We start from the raw sequence: 14,467 nt of genomic DNA, 5'->3' as shown, positions 1-14,467 counted from the left end.
GTGGGGGCCCCCCCCGTCGCCGGGCTGGCCCGCCGGTCACGCCGGGGCGGGCGCGGGGCTGACCCCGGGCCGGCGGGCGCCCCCCGACGGCCGGGCCCCCGCGCGGGGGCCCGGCCGTCGGGCGTCGCACTGCTACGGCTCAGATCAGGCCGAGCTCGGCGACCGCGTCGCGCTCCTCGACCAGCTCGCCGACCGAGGCGTCGATCCGGGCGCGCGAGAAGTCGGAGATCTCCAGGCCCTGGACGATCTCGAACTTGCCGTCCTTGGTGGTGACCGGGAAGGACGAGATGATGCCGGGCTCCACGCCGTACGAGCCGTCGGAGACGATGCCCATCGAGGTCCAGTCGCCCTCGGCGGTGCCGTTGACCCAGGTGTACACGTGGTCGATGGCGGCGTTGGCGGCCGAGGCGGCCGAGGAGGCGCCACGGACCTCGATGATCGCGGCGCCGCGCTTGGCGACGGTCGGGATGAAGTCGTTCTCCAGCCAGGCCTGGTCGTCGATCAGCTCGGCGGCGTTCTTGCCGGCGACCTCGGCGTGGAAGATGTCCGGGTACTGGGTGGCCGAGTGGTTGCCCCAGATGGTGAGCTTCCGGACGTCGTTGACGGTGACGCCGGTCTTCTTGGCGAGCTGGGCGACCGCGCGGTTGTGGTCCAGGCGGGTCATCGCGGTGAAGCGCTCGGCCGGGACGTCGGGCGCGTTGCGCTGGGCGATCAGGGCGTTGGTGTTCGCCGGGTTGCCGACCACCAGGACCTTGATGTCGTCGGCCGCGTTGTCGTTGATGGCCTTGCCCTGCGGGCCGAAGATGCCGCCGTTGGCCGACAGCAGGTCGCCGCGCTCCATGCCGGCGGTGCGCGGACGGGCGCCCACCAGCAGGGCCACGTTGGCGCCGTCGAACGCGGTGGCGGCGTTGTCGGTGATGGTGATGTCGCGCAGCAGCGGGAAGGCGCAGTCGTCGAGCTCCATGGCGACGCCCTCGGCGGCCTTGAGGCCCTGCGGGATCTCCAGGAGGCGGAGGTTCACCGGCACGTCGGCACCGAGCAGGTGGCCCGAGGCGATGCGGAAGAGCAGCGCGTAGCCGATCTGGCCGGCCGCTCCGGTGATGGTGACGTTGACGGGGGTGCGAGTCATTTTTACCTACTCCAGCGATCGCCAGTACCGCGCTCCACGCGCGCCCGACGCGCTGGAGCCGAGGACGGTCTCTCGACATCGAGAGACCCGGCTCAGGCTATCGCAAGCTGGGCGCGCCGCCAGCGCACGGGCCTGGCTGATATCTCACATCCGCGCCGGTTTCGGCCCCGCGGCGGGCGACACCGGCCCGGGCGGGCGGGTCCGAGGCCGGCACCGGGCGTCCCCGGACCGCAGCCGCGACACGCCCGGACGGACGCGCGGCCGGACGCGCGGCCGGACCGCCCCGGGGCACGCCAAGGCCCCCGCGGGCGTACCCGGCGGGGGCCGTGGCGACCGCGTCCGGGCGGTGGCTTCACCGGACGGCGTCGGGGCGGCCGGCGCGGCCGCCGCCTCAGTGCCGGGGCCGGCCGATCAGCTGCCCGATGTTGTCGAGCAGCGGGATCTCCAGCCACGGGTTGGGCTGGGCCACCAGGGTGAGCAGCACGATCCCGCTGCCCAGCACCAGCAGCACGATGACGTCCGTGAAGCGGCTGCGCACCGCTAGCATGCCGACCTCGGGCAGCAGCAGTCGCAGCACGGCGCCGAGCAGGATCCCGCTGCCGACCACCATCAGGCCGTACTTGAAGCCGTCCTGGAAGTCGGCGAACACGGTGACCGCCAGCCCGGTCAGGACCACCGTCAGGACCAGCGTTATGGGCCACTGGCGGACCGGCAGCGTATGGCCGCGCCCGAGCGCCGCCCCCGCGCCCTCCGGCGGCAGCGTGCCCGTGGTCCTGACCGGCCTGCGGCGGGTCCTGGCCGGTCGTCGTTCGCTCATGGCCAGACCGTCCCTCGGGGTCAGATACCGGCGCGGCGCTCGGCCGCCTCGACGATGTTGTTCAGCAGCATGGCGCGGGTCATCGGGCCGACGCCGCCGGGGTTCGGCGAGATCCAGCCCGCCACCTCGGCCACCGACGGCTCGACGTCGCCGACGATCTTGCCCTCGCCGTCCCGGCTGACGCCGACGTCCAGCACGGCCGCGCCGGGCTTCACGTCGGCGGCCTTGACCAGGTGGCCGACGCCGGCCGCCGCGACGACGATGTCCGCCCGGCGCAGGTGCGCGGAGAGGTCGCGGGTGCCGGTGTGGCAGAGCGTCACGGTCGCGTTCTCGCTCTTGCGGGTGAGCAGCAGGCCGATCGAGCGGCCGACCGTCACCCCGCGGCCGAGCACCACGACGTCGGCGCCGTTGATCTCCACCTTGTGCCGGCGGAGCAGCTCGACGATGCCGTACGGGGTGCAGGGCAGCGGGCCCTCGATGCCGAGCGCGAGCCGACCGAGCGAGGTCGGGTGCAGCCCGTCGGCGTCCTTGTCGGGGTCCATCAGCTCCAGGACGGGGTTCTGGTCCAGCCCCTTGGGCAGCGGCAGCTGGACGATGTAGCCGGTGCAGGCCGGGTCGGCGTTGAGCTCGCGGACGACGTCCTCGACCTCCTGCTGGGTGGCGGTCGCGGGCAGCTCGCGCTGGATCGACGCGATGCCGACCTCGGCGCAGTCCTTGTGCTTGCCGTTGACGTACCAGCGGCTGCCCGGGTCGTCGCCGACCAGGACGGTACCGAGACCGGGGACGACGCCCCGCTCCCTGAGGGCCGCCACGCGGACGGACAGTTCGGACTTGATCGCGGCAGCGGTGGCCTTGCCGTCGAGAATCTGGGCAGTCATGGGCCTATTCTCCTGGATCGGCCGGGGTGCCCGTGAATGCGCCCCCGCGGATACGGAACGTGTGGTTCTAGTTGCGGTTGCGCCACAGTTGTGTCCGCGAGCCGGGCCAGGCTGGACAGGGCCCGGCTGTCGGGTTGACGATAAGGCCCGGCCATCTCCGTGCCCACAGCCCGGCGACGGGCCGCCGGAGACGATGCGGGGACATCCTCGGGGGAAGAACAGTGAGCAATCCGTACCAGACACCGCCGCCGGACCCGTACGGCGGCTACGGTCAGCAGCAGCCGCAACAGCCGTACGGTGCGCCGCAGTACCAGCAGCCGCAACCGCAGTACCAGCAGCCCGGCTACGGCTACCCGCAGCAGCAGGCGTACGCGCCGCAGCCGGTCGCCCAGCCGAACTCCTACGCCACGGCGGCCGTGGTGCTCGGCTTCGTCGCCGTCCTCTTCTCCTGCTTCTACGGCGGGTTCCTCGGCCTGATCGGCCTCGGCGTCGGCATCGCCGGCCTCAACCGGTCCACCGCCACCGGTGTCGGGCGCAACGCCTCGATCGGCGGGATCGCCCTCAACACGCTGGCCGTGCTGATCTCGATCGCCATGATCGTCTTCATCGTGATCGCCCCGCAGTAGCCGTGACCACCCCCACCCTGACCGGACTGACGGTCCGTTGGCGGCGCAGTGCCGGCTCCCGGCCGGGCGCCGTGCTGCGCACCGTGCTGCGCGCCGCCGCCGGCGCGGCCGCCGCCGTGGCGGTGGCGGGCCTTCACCGGGCCCACGACCCGGGCGTGCTCTGCCCGCTGCGCCTGCTCACCGGCGTCCCGTGCCCCGCCTGCGGGAGCACCACCGTGCTGATCGAGGCCGGTCAGGGCCACTGGGCGGCCGCCGCGGGCGCGAACCCGGTGACCGTGGCCGCGCTGGTCGGTCTGCTGTTCGCCCCGCTCGGCCCCGGCCGCTGGTGGACGGCGCTCCCGGCGAACCGCCGGAACACCCTGGTCGCGGCAGCCCTGGCCGCCGCCTGGGTGTGGCAGCTCGAACGGCTGGGCATCTCCCGGCCCTGAGCCGGCGTCCGCCGCCCCGGAACGGCCGTCAGAACAGTCGTGCCCGAACGCTCGTATCCGAACACCCTCCCGATTCACGGACCGACAGGTTCTCGACCGTCACCGGTGGACCCCGCGTCAGTCCGCTCCGCTATTGTCCCCTTCGGTCGGCAGCCCACATGCCCGTCCGTCCAGGACTCCCCTGCTGTCCGTCACCCGTCCCATCCTGCCCGGAGGCATCTCATGAGCTACCCGCCCGACCCCAACAACCCGTACGGCCAGCAGGCCCCGCAGCCCGGCTACGGCTACCCGCAGCAGGCCCCGCAGCAGCCGGGCTACGGCTACCCGCAGCAGGCGCCCGCCGGCTACGGCATCCCGCAGCAGGGCGGCTACGGCCACCCCGGCTACGTGCAGCCGTTCTACGCGGGCTGGGGCTCGAGGGTCATCGCGCTCCTGCTCGACGGGCTGATCGTCGGGGTGCCCTCCGGCATCCTCTACGGCATCGGCGCCGCGATGACGGCGAGCAGCCTCGACTGCTCCACCGACTCCTACGGCATCACGACCTGTGACGGCGGCGGCGTCAGCGGCGGCGGCATCGCCCTGATCCTGCTCGGTGCGGCCGTGGCCCTGGGCCTCGGCCTCTGGCTGATCGCCCAGGAGGGCAAGACCGGCCAGACCCCGGGCAAGAAGATGGTCAACATCCGCGTCGTGCGCGAGGCCGACGGCCAGCCGCTCGGCTTCGGCATGGCCTTCGTCCGCCGGCTCTGCCACGCCGTCGACGGCCTGCCCTGCTACATCGGCTACCTGTGGCCGATCTGGGACGCCAAGAAGCAGACCTTCGCCGACAAGATCATGAGCACCGTCGTGGTCAAGTCCTCCTGACGAGGACGCACACGCCGACGGCCCGCACCCCCGGGGAGATCCCGGGGGGTGCGGGCCGTCGGCGTTCCCGCCGCGGCGGGAGGGGGCTCGGACCGACCGGTCTCAGTGGAAGAAGTGCCGGGTGCCGGTCAGGTACATCGTCACGCCGGCCTCGGTCGCGGCGGCCACGACCTCCTCGTCCCGGATCGAACCACCGGGCTGGACCACGGCCCTGATGCCGCCGCCGATGAGGATCTGCAGGCCGTCCGCGAACGGGAAGAACGCGTCCGACGCGGCGTACGAGCCCTTGGCGCGCTCGCCGGCCCGCTCGACCGCGAGCTTCGCCGAGTCGACCCGGTTGACCTGGCCCATGCCGACGCCGACCGAGGCGCCGTCCTTGGCCAGCAGGATCGCGTTGGACTTGACGGCCCGGCAGGCCCGCCAGGCGAAGGCCAGCTCGGCCAGCTCCTCGGCCGACAGGGCGTCACCGGCGGCCAGCGTCCAGGTCGACGGGTCGTCGCCCTCGGCGTGGATGCGGTCGGTCTCCTGCAGCAGGACGCCGCCGGAGACCGGGCGGACCTCCTGGCGACCGGCCGGGGCCCCGGGGGCGCGCAGCACCCGGATGTTCTTCTTGCGGGCCAGCACCTCGACGGCGCCGTCCTCGTACGCCGGGGCCACCACGACCTCGGTGAAGATCGGGGCGATCTGCTCGGCCAGCTCGACGGTGACCGGGCGGTTCACCGCGATCACACCGCCGTACGCGGAGACCGGGTCGCACTCGTGCGCCTTGCGGTGCGCCTCGGCGACGTCCGCACCGGTCGCGATGCCGCACGGGTTGGCGTGCTTGATGATCGCGACGGCCGGCTCGGCGTGGTCGTAGGCGGCCCGGCGCGCGGCGTCGGTGTCGACGTAGTTGTTGTACGACATCTCCTTGCCGTGCAGCTGCTCGGCCCCGGCCAGGCCGCCGGTGCCGTCGCTGTAGAGCGCGGCGCCCTGGTGCGGGTTCTCGCCGTAGCGCAGCACGCTCTGACGCTCCCAGGTGGCACCGAGGAACTCGGGGAACCGCTCGTCGCTCGGCGCGTAGCCGGCCTCGAACCAGGAGGCCACCGCGACGTCGTAGGCGGCGGTGTGCGCGAACGCGGCACCGGCCAGGCGCTTGCGGGCGGCCAGGTCGAAACCGCCGGAGCCCACGGCGGCCAGCACGTCGGTGTAGCGGGCCGGGTCGACCACGACGGCCACCGACGGGTGGTTCTTCGCGGCGGCGCGCACCATGCTCGGGCCGCCGATGTCGATCTGCTCGACGCACTCGTCCGGGGTGGCGCCCGAGGCGACGGTGGCCTTGAAGGGGTAGAGGTTGACCACGACCAGGTCGAAGGGCTCCACGCCCAGCTCGGCCAGCTGCGCGCGGTGCGACTCCAGCCGCAGGTCGGCCAGGATGCCGGCGTGCACGCGGGGGTGCAGCGTCTTCACGCGCCCGTCGAGGCACTCGGGGAAGCCGGTCAGTTCGGACACCTCGGTGACCGGGACGCCCGCGGCGGCGATCCGGCCGGCCGTCGAACCGGTCGAGACCAGCTCGACCCCGGCGGCGTGCAGGCCCTGGGCCAGCTCCTCCAGGCCGGTCTTGTCGTAGACGCTGACCAGGGCGCGGCGAATCGGGCGGACGTCTTCGGAGACAAGCGGCGTGGTGCTGGCGGCGGCGCTCATGCCGGGATCCATACCTTTCGGTCTTCAATGCGGTGGCCTTCGCGGGCCAGCCGGCCCACGATCTCGACGAGCAACTGGCGCTCGACAGTCTTGATGCGCTCGTGCAGCGCGTCGCCGCCATCGGCGTGGTCGGCGTCGGTGACCTCCACGACGCCCTGCGCGATGATCGGCCCGGTGTCCACGCCGGCGTCGACCAGGTGGACGGTGCAACCGGTGACCTTCACGCCGTACGCCAGCGCGTCGGTGACGCCGTGGGCGCCGGGGAAGGCGGGCAGCAGAGCGGGGTGGGTGTTGACGATCCGGCCGGCGAAGGCGGCGACGAACTCCGGGCCGAGGATCTTCATGAAGCCGGCCGTGACCACCAGGTCCGGTTCGTACGAGGCGACGGCGGCGGTCAGGGCACGGTCCCAGTCGGCCCGGGCGGGGAAGTCCTTGACCCGGTGCACGAAGGTCGGCAGGCCGGCGCGCCCGGCGCGGTCCAGACCCGCGATTCCCTCGCGGTCCGCGCCGACGGCGAGGATCTCCGCGCCGTACGCGGAGTCGGTGACCGCGTCGATCAGGGCCTGCAGGTTGGTGCCGGAGCCGGAGACCAGGACCACCAGACGGGCGGGGCCGGCCGTACGGGGCGGGAACACTTTGGCGGAGGCCACTGCGCGATTCTCCGTAGGTTCGGTGCGCCGCCCGCTGGTACGTCCACCGACGGTGGGGCCACTACGAACGGCAGGTCGAGCGGGTCAAGGGGCGGGAATCCCGCGGCGCTGCGAGGTCCCGGGAACCGATGGGGGTTGCTGACCGTCACCACGATAACGGCTGCTCCGGCGGGGCCAGAACCGGCCGGATGCCGCTACGCGCGTAGTTGAGACACGGATCTCGCCGCACCCGTGACGGCAGGCCGCCGCAGGCCGCCCGGACGCCTGCGGGATCATTGGAGGCGGGCAGGCAGGCCCCACCGACCGAGAAGGATTGGCTGACACCATGAGCAGCGGCGACAACACCGGCGAGCGCAACCCCTTCGCGCCGCCGCCGGCGGACGCCCCGGACCAGCCGTGGCAGCCGCGGACGCAGCCCCCGGCCGGCGGGCAATCCGAGGACCCGGATCGGCCCGAGGGCGAGGAGCAGCACCCCCAGGTGCCCCCGCCGCACCCGTGGAGCCCCGGCTACCAGGGCCCCTGGCACCCGCAGCCGGCCCCCCAGCAGCCGAAGCCGGACCCCAACGACCCCGCCCAGCGGCGCGCCCGGAACGCCCTGATGGCCGGTATGGCCGCCCTGGTCTGCACCCTCGGCGGCATCCCGTACGTCGCCCTGTTCGTCGGGGCGCTCGCCGTCTACTGGGGCATCAGCGCACTGCGCACCACCCCCAAGCCGCCCGCCCCCGCCCACCCCACGGCCCCGGCCGCCTCCGCCGCCCCGACCCGCCCCGGCTTCGGCCCGACCCTCGGCCCCGCCCAGGGGCCGGCCGGCAACCCGCAGAACCCGGCCGCCCTCGGCGGCCTGTTCACCGGCGCGGTCGCCGTGGTCGTGACGCTCTGCGCGATCGGCCTGAGCATGTACTACGCCGACTACGGGACCTGCGTGAAGGACGCCCTCACCGCGGCCGGCGAGCAGGACTGCGCCAAGCTCGCGCCGAAGTGGTACGTCGACATCGTCAACCCCAGCAAGTAGCCGAGCGCGGGAACGACGGGCCCGGGCACGACGGGCCCGGGCCGGCCCCGGACGCGCGCCCCGGCCGGGTGCCACTACCCGCGAGGGGCGCGCCGGCCCGGCCGCCCGGCGTACAGCACCAGTGCGTACGCGAGCGCCCGGGCCCGGGCCTGCCCCGCCCCGAGCGCCGCTCCCACGGCCGACCGCCGGCCGCCGACGCCCACCCCGCGGCCTGTCCCGGACGGCTCACCGCCGACGGCCACGACCGCTCCCGCCCCTCCCTGCTCTGCCTGCTCTGCCTGCCCTGCCGGCCCTGCCGGCGTTTCGGCCGCGTCGGCCGCATCGACCACCCGCCGCGTCGACCACCGGCCGGGCCCGCCCCACGACAGCGCCTTCCACCCTGCCGCGCCCTGTCCCACCGCGCCCTGTCCCGCCTCACCCTGTCCCGGCCCGCCCCGCACCCGCCAGGCACGCACCGCCAGGGCCCCGGGTACGCCGACCCCCGCGAACCAGGCCGCGGCCGCCGAACCCGCCTGCCACGGGACGGGCCCCAGCTGCGCCATCCGACCGGTACCGAGCGAGCCCCCGGCCAACCAGCCGCAACCGGCCGCCGCGGCCCCCGCCAGCACGGCGGCCACCAGCACCACGACCACCGTCGCCCCCGGATGCCAGACCCCGCCGCCGCCCCCGGTGCCGGACGGCGCCTCCTCCGCGCGTCCTGCGGACCCCACCGGCACGCCGCCGGACGCCGCCCGCCCAGCCGTCGGCGCTCCCCCGCCCGCCGCCGCCCTGCCGAGCAGTACGGCCGGCACCGCCCCGGCCAGCAGGGGCAGCAGGCAGACGAGCCAGCGCCAGCCGCCCTCGCCCGCCGCCGGCAACAGCTCGAACAGCGGGACGCCCGGCACCGACCCGAGCCGCGCGCCGGACGGCGCCACCACCGCGCCCGTCCCCACCGTGAAGCCCGGGCCCAGCGCGTACGCCGCACCCCAGAGCACCGCGTTGGGCAGCAGCACCACGCAGAGCAGCAGCAGGCCGAGCACCCCGGCCACCCCGCCGCCGGCCGGCGGCAGGGGCCGGCCACCGCCCACCGCCGCGTCCAGCAGGGCGGAGCCGGCGACCAGCAACGCTCCCGCCGCCACGAGCCCGTACGCCGCGGCCAGCACCGCCCCCCGGACGGCCTCCCGGACCTCCGCGCGCGCCGTCGGCCACGCCCAGGGCGGGATCCGCTCCGCCAACCGGAGCAATCGGCCGGGCTGCCCAGAACCTGGCGCGAAGTCACCCGCGGACCCCGCCGAACGGGCGCCCGCACCGACCGCGAGGGCCACCAGCAACGCCGCCGCGAGGACGTCCGGCAGCACCCGCGCCCGGAAGGCCGCCCCGGCCGCGGGAGTCACCCCGCTCGCCCCCAGCAGGGCCACGCCGGCCACCACCATCAGGTAGCCGGCGCCCACCGCCGCCGCCGCGCCCCGCCCGCCGCCGCGCGCCGTCGCACGCGCATCCGGGCGACCGCCCCCCGCCCGGCCGCCGCGGACCTCGGCCGGTCCCGCGCCGTGGACGGCCGTCGCCTGCCGGCCGGCTCGATGGAGCTGCCAGGCGGTCAGGACGGTGAGCAGCAGCGGAGTGACGGTCACCGGCGCGCCGGACCCGCCTCGGGCGAGCGGACCGCCGTGGCCCAGCAGCCAGACCGTGCCGGCCAGCCGGGCGGCCCCGCTCGCCGTGTCGTCCGCGTACGGGGTCACCACCCAGAGCGCCAGGATCGGCACCGCGACCGCCGCGAGCCCCAGGAGTGCCGTCCGCACCCCGGCGAGCAGGTCGGCGAGCACCGACCGGGAGCTCAGCTCGCCTGGCAGATCCAGGATCGGACGGCCCATCAGCTGCGTCATGCGCCTCATGGTGCCAAGGCGACTCGCCCCGCCCCGTGAAGAGGCAAACCGTCGCCGTGTCCCAGATTATTGGCTTATGCGCATTTTCAGACCACGTCACCAAGCCGTCGTCGCCGCCCCGGCCCGGAGGGTCTGATGACCACGCCACCCACGGCCGAGCGCCCGGCCGAGCGCGCCCCGGGAGGCGCCGCCCCGCAGCCGCCACCGACCAAGGGGCGCCGGTCCAAGCGCACCGATGCCCGGGCCCGCCCCCAGCCGGATCCGGCTCGGCTGCTCGGCCTGCTGACACCGCGTGAGGCCCAGGTGCTGGCCAGGCTGGCGGCCGGGGACGACACCGCCCAGCTCGCGGCGGCCCTGGGCATCGCGCCCGCGACCGCCCGCACCCATCTGCACCGGACCATGCGCAAGATCGGTGCCCGCACCCCCCAGGAGGCCGCCGCCACCGCCGCGGCCCTGCTGGGCGGCGCCGCACCGCCCCGGCCGCCGGCCCTGGGCGGCGCGACCGCGCCCCCGAACGCCGGGCACCCGCCGGATGCGCCCGGCGCCGCTGACGCCCCGGCGGCCGCCGCCGGGACCGGGGCCAAAACTGGGGCCGGGGCCGGGACTGGGGCCGGGGCCGGGACTGTGCCGGCGGACGCCCCGGCCCAGAAGGAGCGCCGGCCGCCCACCGGACGCCGGGCGGCGGCGCCCTCTCGACAGGACGCGGCACCCGAGGACGGGCCGGCGACGGCGAGCTCCACGAGAAGCGCTCCCGCCAAGGGCACGCCGACGAAGAACGCCCCCGCGAGCGCCCCGGCGAAGGAGGCGGCCGGCAAGGACGGTGGGCCGGCTAGCGGAGCGACGACGGCCGAGGCGGCGGAGGTGACGGCGGCCGAACCGGCGAAGGTCGCCGCAGCGAAGTCGGGGAACCAGCGGGCGGGGAGTCAGAAGGCACGTGGTCAGGAGGCGGGCGGTCAGGAGGCAGCCGGCCAGAAGACGGACGCCCGGAAGGCGTCAGGCCGGACGGCAGCGGCCCGGAAGGCGGCCGAGCCCGACGCCCGCCCGTCCGGATCCGACGCACCCGAACCGGCGGACGGACCGGCGTCCACCGAACAGCCCCAGCCCGACCGGCCCTCGACCGAGCACCCCACAGCCGAGCAACCGTCCGACGGACAACCCGCCGCCGAGCAACCGTCCGCCGAGGAGTCACCCGTACGGCCCCCCGCCGTCCCGGCGGACTCCGCCTTCGAGGAGCTGTACGAGTCCGCCCACACCCGCCTCGTCCAGCAGGTCTTCCTGCTCACCGGCGCGCGCCACCACACCCTGCACTGCGTGCACCTGGCCTTCGGCGCCGCGCTGCGGGCCTGGCCGGAGGTGTCCGAACTACCGGACCCGGAGGCCTGGGTCCGGGCCCGGGCCTGCGAGGCGGCGCTCTCCCCCTGGCGCCGGGCCGGCCGACGGCGGGGGGCGGCGCGGCGCCGGCCGTGGCGTCGGCCACCGGTGCGGCCTGCCGACGAGGGGCAGACCGTGCTGCCGGAGCACGACCGGCTCACGGAGCAGGACCGGGCGCTGCTCAGGGTGCTCCGGCGGCTGACTCGGCCGCAGCGCCGCGCGTTGGTGCTGCATGACGGGATCGGGTTGCCGGCCGCGGAGGTCGCGGTCGAGGTGGAGTCCAGTACGGCCGCCGCCGAGGGCCGGGTCCTGGCCGCACGGGCGGCGCTGGCGGCCCAGTTGCCCAAGCTGGTCGGCGCGGACCCGGCCGAACCGGGCTTCGCGGACCGGCTCAGCGCCCTGCTCCACCGGGCGGGTGTCCGCGGCTGCCCGGAGCCGCATCGGCCGCCGGTCCCGGTGCTGAGCGCCCGGCACCGGGTGTCCACGGCCACGGTGACCGGTGGCGCCGCACTGGTCACGCTGGCGATGACCACCGCGGTGGCGACCACGCTGTTCGGCGCCGGCCCCGGCGAGCTGTTCAAGCCGACTCCGCCGGTGCCGCACCCGGTCTGCACGAACGGGCAGAACGGCAGCGCCGGGCCGGCAGCGCCGGGCGGGCCGCCGCCGGGTCTGCGGACCGCCTGGTGCAGCTCGGCACCGGGCCGGGAGGCGGTGCTGGGCCCGCCGCCGCCACCGGCGCTGGCGCTCTGGGGGCCGGTGCACCAGGGCGTCCGGGGGTCGATGGACGCGGCCGGCCCGCCCGGGCCGAGCGGCGCGACCGCCGCCCCGTGCTCGGCGCTCGCACCCCGCCCGTGCGCCGTCCGCGCACAGCCCGCGCCTCCGTTGCCGGCGCCGTTGCGCGCGCCCGCGGGTCGGTGATGCCGCCGGGTCGCTCGGACGGCGCGCGGCGGGTGCAGAGCGACGGGCGACGGCAGTGGGCAGTGGGCAGCGGGCGACGAAACGCGAGGGCGCCCCTCATCGGACCGATGTCCGACGAGGGGCGCCCTCGCAGGCGGGCGGCCGTGGCCGCCGCGCCTTGTCAGCCGATGAGCTCGCGCGCCAGGCGGGCGGTCTCGGACGGCGTCTTGCCGACCTTGACGCCGGCGGCCTCAAGGGCCTCCTTCTTCGCCTGCGCGGTGCCCGAGGAGCCGGAGACGATGGCGCCGGCGTGGCCCATGGTCTTGCCCTCGGGGGCGGTGAAGCCCGCGACGTAGCCGACGACCGGCTTGGTGACGTGCTCGGCGATGTAGGCCGCGGCACGCTCCTCGGCGTCGCCGCCGATCTCACCGATCATCACGATGATCTCGGTCTGCGGGTCCTCCTGGAACGCCTTGAGGGCGTCGATGTGGGTGGTGCCGATGACGGGGTCGCCACCGATGCCCACGGCCGAGGAGAAGCCGATGTCGCGCAGCTCGTACATGAGCTGGTAGGTCAGGGTGCCGGACTTCGACACCAGGCCGATCTTGCCGGCCTGGGTGATGTCCGCCGGGATGATGCCGGCGTTGGACTGTCCGGGGCTGATCAGGCCCGGGCAGTTCGGGCCGATGATCCGGGTCTTGCCGCCCTTGGAGCCGGCGTACGCCCAGAAGGCGGCCGAGTCGTGGACCGGGACACCCTCGGTGATGACGACCGCGAGGCCGATCTCGGCGTCGATCGCCTCGACGACGGCGTCCTTGGTGAACTTCGGCGGCACGAAGATGACCGTGACGTCGGCGCCGGTCTTCTCGATGGCCTCGGAGACGCTGCCGAACACCGGCACGTCGGTGCCGTCGACGTCGACGGTGGTGCCGGCCTTGCGCGGGTTCACACCGCCGACGATCTGGGTGCCGGAGGCGAGCATGCGGCGGGTGTGCTTCATGCCCTCGGAGCCGGTCATGCCCTGGACGATGACCTTGCTGTCCTTGGTAAGGAAGATAGCCATGATTCAGTCCTCTCCCTTACTTGTTGGCCAGCTCGGCGGCGCGGTCGGCCGCACCGTCCATGGTGTCCACGCGCTGCACCAGCGGGTGGTTGGCGTCGTCGAGGATCTTGCGACCCAGCTCCGCGTTGTTGCCGTCGAGGCGGACGACCAGCGGCTTGCTGACCTCCTCGCCCTTCGAGGCGAGCAGGGCCAGCGCCTGCACGATGCCGTTGGCGACCGCGTCGCACGCGGTGATGCCGCCGAAGACGTTGACGAAGACCGACTTGACGTCGGGGTCGCCCAGGATGATCTCCAGGCCGTTCGCCATCACCTCGGCGGAGGCGCCGCCACCGATGTCGAGGAAGTTGGCGGGCTTGACGCCACCGTGGTTCTCGCCGGCGTAGGCGACGACGTCCAGGGTGCTCATGACGAGACCCGCGCCGTTGCCGATGATGCCGACCTCGCCGTCGAGCTTGACGTAGTTCAGGCCCTTGGCCTTCGCCGCCGCCTCGAGGGGGTTGGCCGCGGCCTTGTCCTCGAGCTCCTCGTGGTGGGGCTGACGGAACTCGGCGTTCTCGTCCAGCGACACCTTGCCGTCGAGCGCGATGATCTTGCCCTCGCCGGACTTGATCAGCGGGTTGACCTCGACGAGGAGCGCGTCCTCGGCGATGAAGACCTTCCACAGCTTCTGCAGAACGTCGGCGACCTGGTCGGCGACCTCGGCCGGGAACTTCGCGGCCGCGACGATCTCGGCGGCCTTCTCCGGGGTGCAGCCCTCGTTGGCGTCGACCGGGATCTTCGCCAGTGCGTCGGGGTTCTCCTCGGCGACGACCTCGATCTCCACACCGCCCTCGACACTGGCCATGGCCAGGAAGGTGCGGTTGGTGCGGTCCAGCAGGAACGAGACGTAGTACTCGTCCTTGATGTCCGCGGTCTGGGCCAGCATCACCTTGTGAACGGTGTGACCCTTGATGTCCATACCGAGGATCGCCTCGGCCTTGGCGACCGCGTCGGCCGGGTCGGCGGCGAGCTTGACGCCGCCGGCCTTGCCTCGGCCACCGACCTTCACCTGAGCCTTGACGACGGCGCGTCCGCCGAAGCGCTCGGCGATGGCACGAGCGGCTTCGGGGGTCTCGATGACATCCCCGTCAAGCACGGGTACACCGTGCTTGGCGAAGAGGTCCCTCGCCTGGTACTCGAACAGGTCCACG

Annotated in this window: 13 protein-coding genes; 5 read left to right on the top strand and 8 right to left on the bottom strand. The window is 74.6% G+C overall.

The window, feature by feature from the left end; genetic code table 11:
• Positions 1-139: 139 nt before the first annotated feature.
• From ACFTWP_RS07235 to ACFTWP_RS07225, 3 genes are all read right to left on the bottom strand, one after another.
• On the bottom strand, positions 140-1,129 hold the full coding sequence (locus tag ACFTWP_RS07235) for a malate dehydrogenase (RefSeq protein ID WP_380263236.1): 990 nt from the start codon (positions 1,127-1,129) through the stop codon (positions 140-142).
• Between the two features lie 391 nt (positions 1,130-1,520).
• Positions 1,521-1,946 carry a DUF3017 domain-containing protein gene (locus ACFTWP_RS07230; RefSeq protein ID WP_380263235.1) on the bottom strand — a complete coding sequence of 142 codons (426 nt, stop codon included), beginning with the start codon at positions 1,944-1,946 and terminating at the stop codon, positions 1,521-1,523.
• A 20-nt stretch (positions 1,947-1,966) separates the two neighbouring features.
• Positions 1,967-2,824 (bottom strand): bifunctional methylenetetrahydrofolate dehydrogenase/methenyltetrahydrofolate cyclohydrolase, encoded by an 858-nt coding sequence (locus ACFTWP_RS07225; protein ID WP_380263234.1) that lies wholly within the window; start codon positions 2,822-2,824, stop codon positions 1,967-1,969.
• A gap of 221 nt (positions 2,825-3,045) precedes the next feature.
• On the opposite strand from ACFTWP_RS07225, the gene ACFTWP_RS07220 reads away from it, so the two are divergent.
• From ACFTWP_RS07220 to ACFTWP_RS07210, 3 genes are all read left to right on the top strand, one after another.
• Positions 3,046-3,450, top strand: a complete 405-nt coding sequence (locus ACFTWP_RS07220; RefSeq protein WP_380263233.1) for a hypothetical protein — start codon at positions 3,046-3,048, stop codon at positions 3,448-3,450.
• A gap of 2 nt (positions 3,451-3,452) precedes the next feature.
• A complete protein-coding gene (locus ACFTWP_RS07215) occupies positions 3,453-3,878 on the top strand; it encodes a DUF2752 domain-containing protein (RefSeq protein WP_380263232.1) in 426 nt (141 codons plus the stop codon).
• Positions 3,879-4,100: 222 nt separating this feature from the next.
• Positions 4,101-4,739: an RDD family protein gene (locus ACFTWP_RS07210; RefSeq protein ID WP_380263231.1), complete on the top strand. Its 639-nt coding sequence runs from the start codon at positions 4,101-4,103 to the stop codon at positions 4,737-4,739.
• Positions 4,740-4,841: 102 nt separating this feature from the next.
• On the opposite strand, the gene purH is transcribed toward ACFTWP_RS07210, so the two are convergent.
• Positions 4,842-6,422 (bottom strand): bifunctional phosphoribosylaminoimidazolecarboxamide formyltransferase/IMP cyclohydrolase, encoded by a 1,581-nt coding sequence (gene purH / locus ACFTWP_RS07205; RefSeq protein ID WP_380263230.1) that lies wholly within the window; start codon positions 6,420-6,422, stop codon positions 4,842-4,844.
• Positions 6,419-7,072: a phosphoribosylglycinamide formyltransferase gene (gene purN / locus ACFTWP_RS07200; RefSeq protein WP_380263229.1), complete on the bottom strand. Its 654-nt coding sequence runs from the start codon at positions 7,070-7,072 to the stop codon at positions 6,419-6,421. Before purN ends, purH begins: the two co-directional genes overlap by 4 nt.
• A gap of 325 nt (positions 7,073-7,397) precedes the next feature.
• Between purN and ACFTWP_RS07195 the strand changes: the two genes are divergently transcribed.
• Positions 7,398-8,084 carry a hypothetical protein gene (locus ACFTWP_RS07195; RefSeq protein WP_380263228.1) on the top strand — a complete coding sequence of 229 codons (687 nt, stop codon included), beginning with the start codon at positions 7,398-7,400 and terminating at the stop codon, positions 8,082-8,084.
• A 74-nt stretch (positions 8,085-8,158) separates the two neighbouring features.
• Here the strand turns inward: ACFTWP_RS07195 and ACFTWP_RS07190 are convergent, their stop codons facing one another.
• On the bottom strand, positions 8,159-9,946 hold the full coding sequence (locus tag ACFTWP_RS07190) for a DUF6350 family protein (protein WP_380263227.1): 1,788 nt from the start codon (positions 9,944-9,946) through the stop codon (positions 8,159-8,161).
• Positions 9,947-10,081: 135 nt separating this feature from the next.
• Between ACFTWP_RS07190 and ACFTWP_RS07185 the strand changes: the two genes are divergently transcribed.
• Positions 10,082-12,235, top strand: a complete 2,154-nt coding sequence (locus ACFTWP_RS07185) for a LuxR C-terminal-related transcriptional regulator (RefSeq protein WP_380263226.1) — start codon at positions 10,082-10,084, stop codon at positions 12,233-12,235.
• 160 nt (positions 12,236-12,395) lie between these two features.
• Here the strand turns inward: ACFTWP_RS07185 and sucD are convergent, their stop codons facing one another.
• Both sucD and sucC read right to left on the bottom strand, forming a co-directional pair.
• Positions 12,396-13,277, bottom strand: a complete 882-nt coding sequence (gene sucD / locus ACFTWP_RS07180) for a succinate--CoA ligase subunit alpha (RefSeq protein ID WP_380263225.1) — start codon at positions 13,275-13,277, stop codon at positions 12,396-12,398.
• 16 nt (positions 13,278-13,293) lie between these two features.
• The gene (sucC, locus tag ACFTWP_RS07175) at positions 13,294-14,466 is read right to left on the bottom strand and encodes an ADP-forming succinate--CoA ligase subunit beta (protein WP_380263224.1); all 1,173 of its coding nucleotides are present in this window, start codon (positions 14,464-14,466) and stop codon (positions 13,294-13,296) included.
• Position 14,467 lies beyond the last annotated feature (1 nt).

It is taken from the genome of Kitasatospora sp. NPDC057015 (genome assembly GCF_042673745.1).
Lineage (GTDB): Bacteria > Actinomycetota > Actinomycetes > Streptomycetales > Streptomycetaceae > Kitasatospora.
This window is presented reverse-complemented; position numbering and strand designations above follow the sequence as displayed.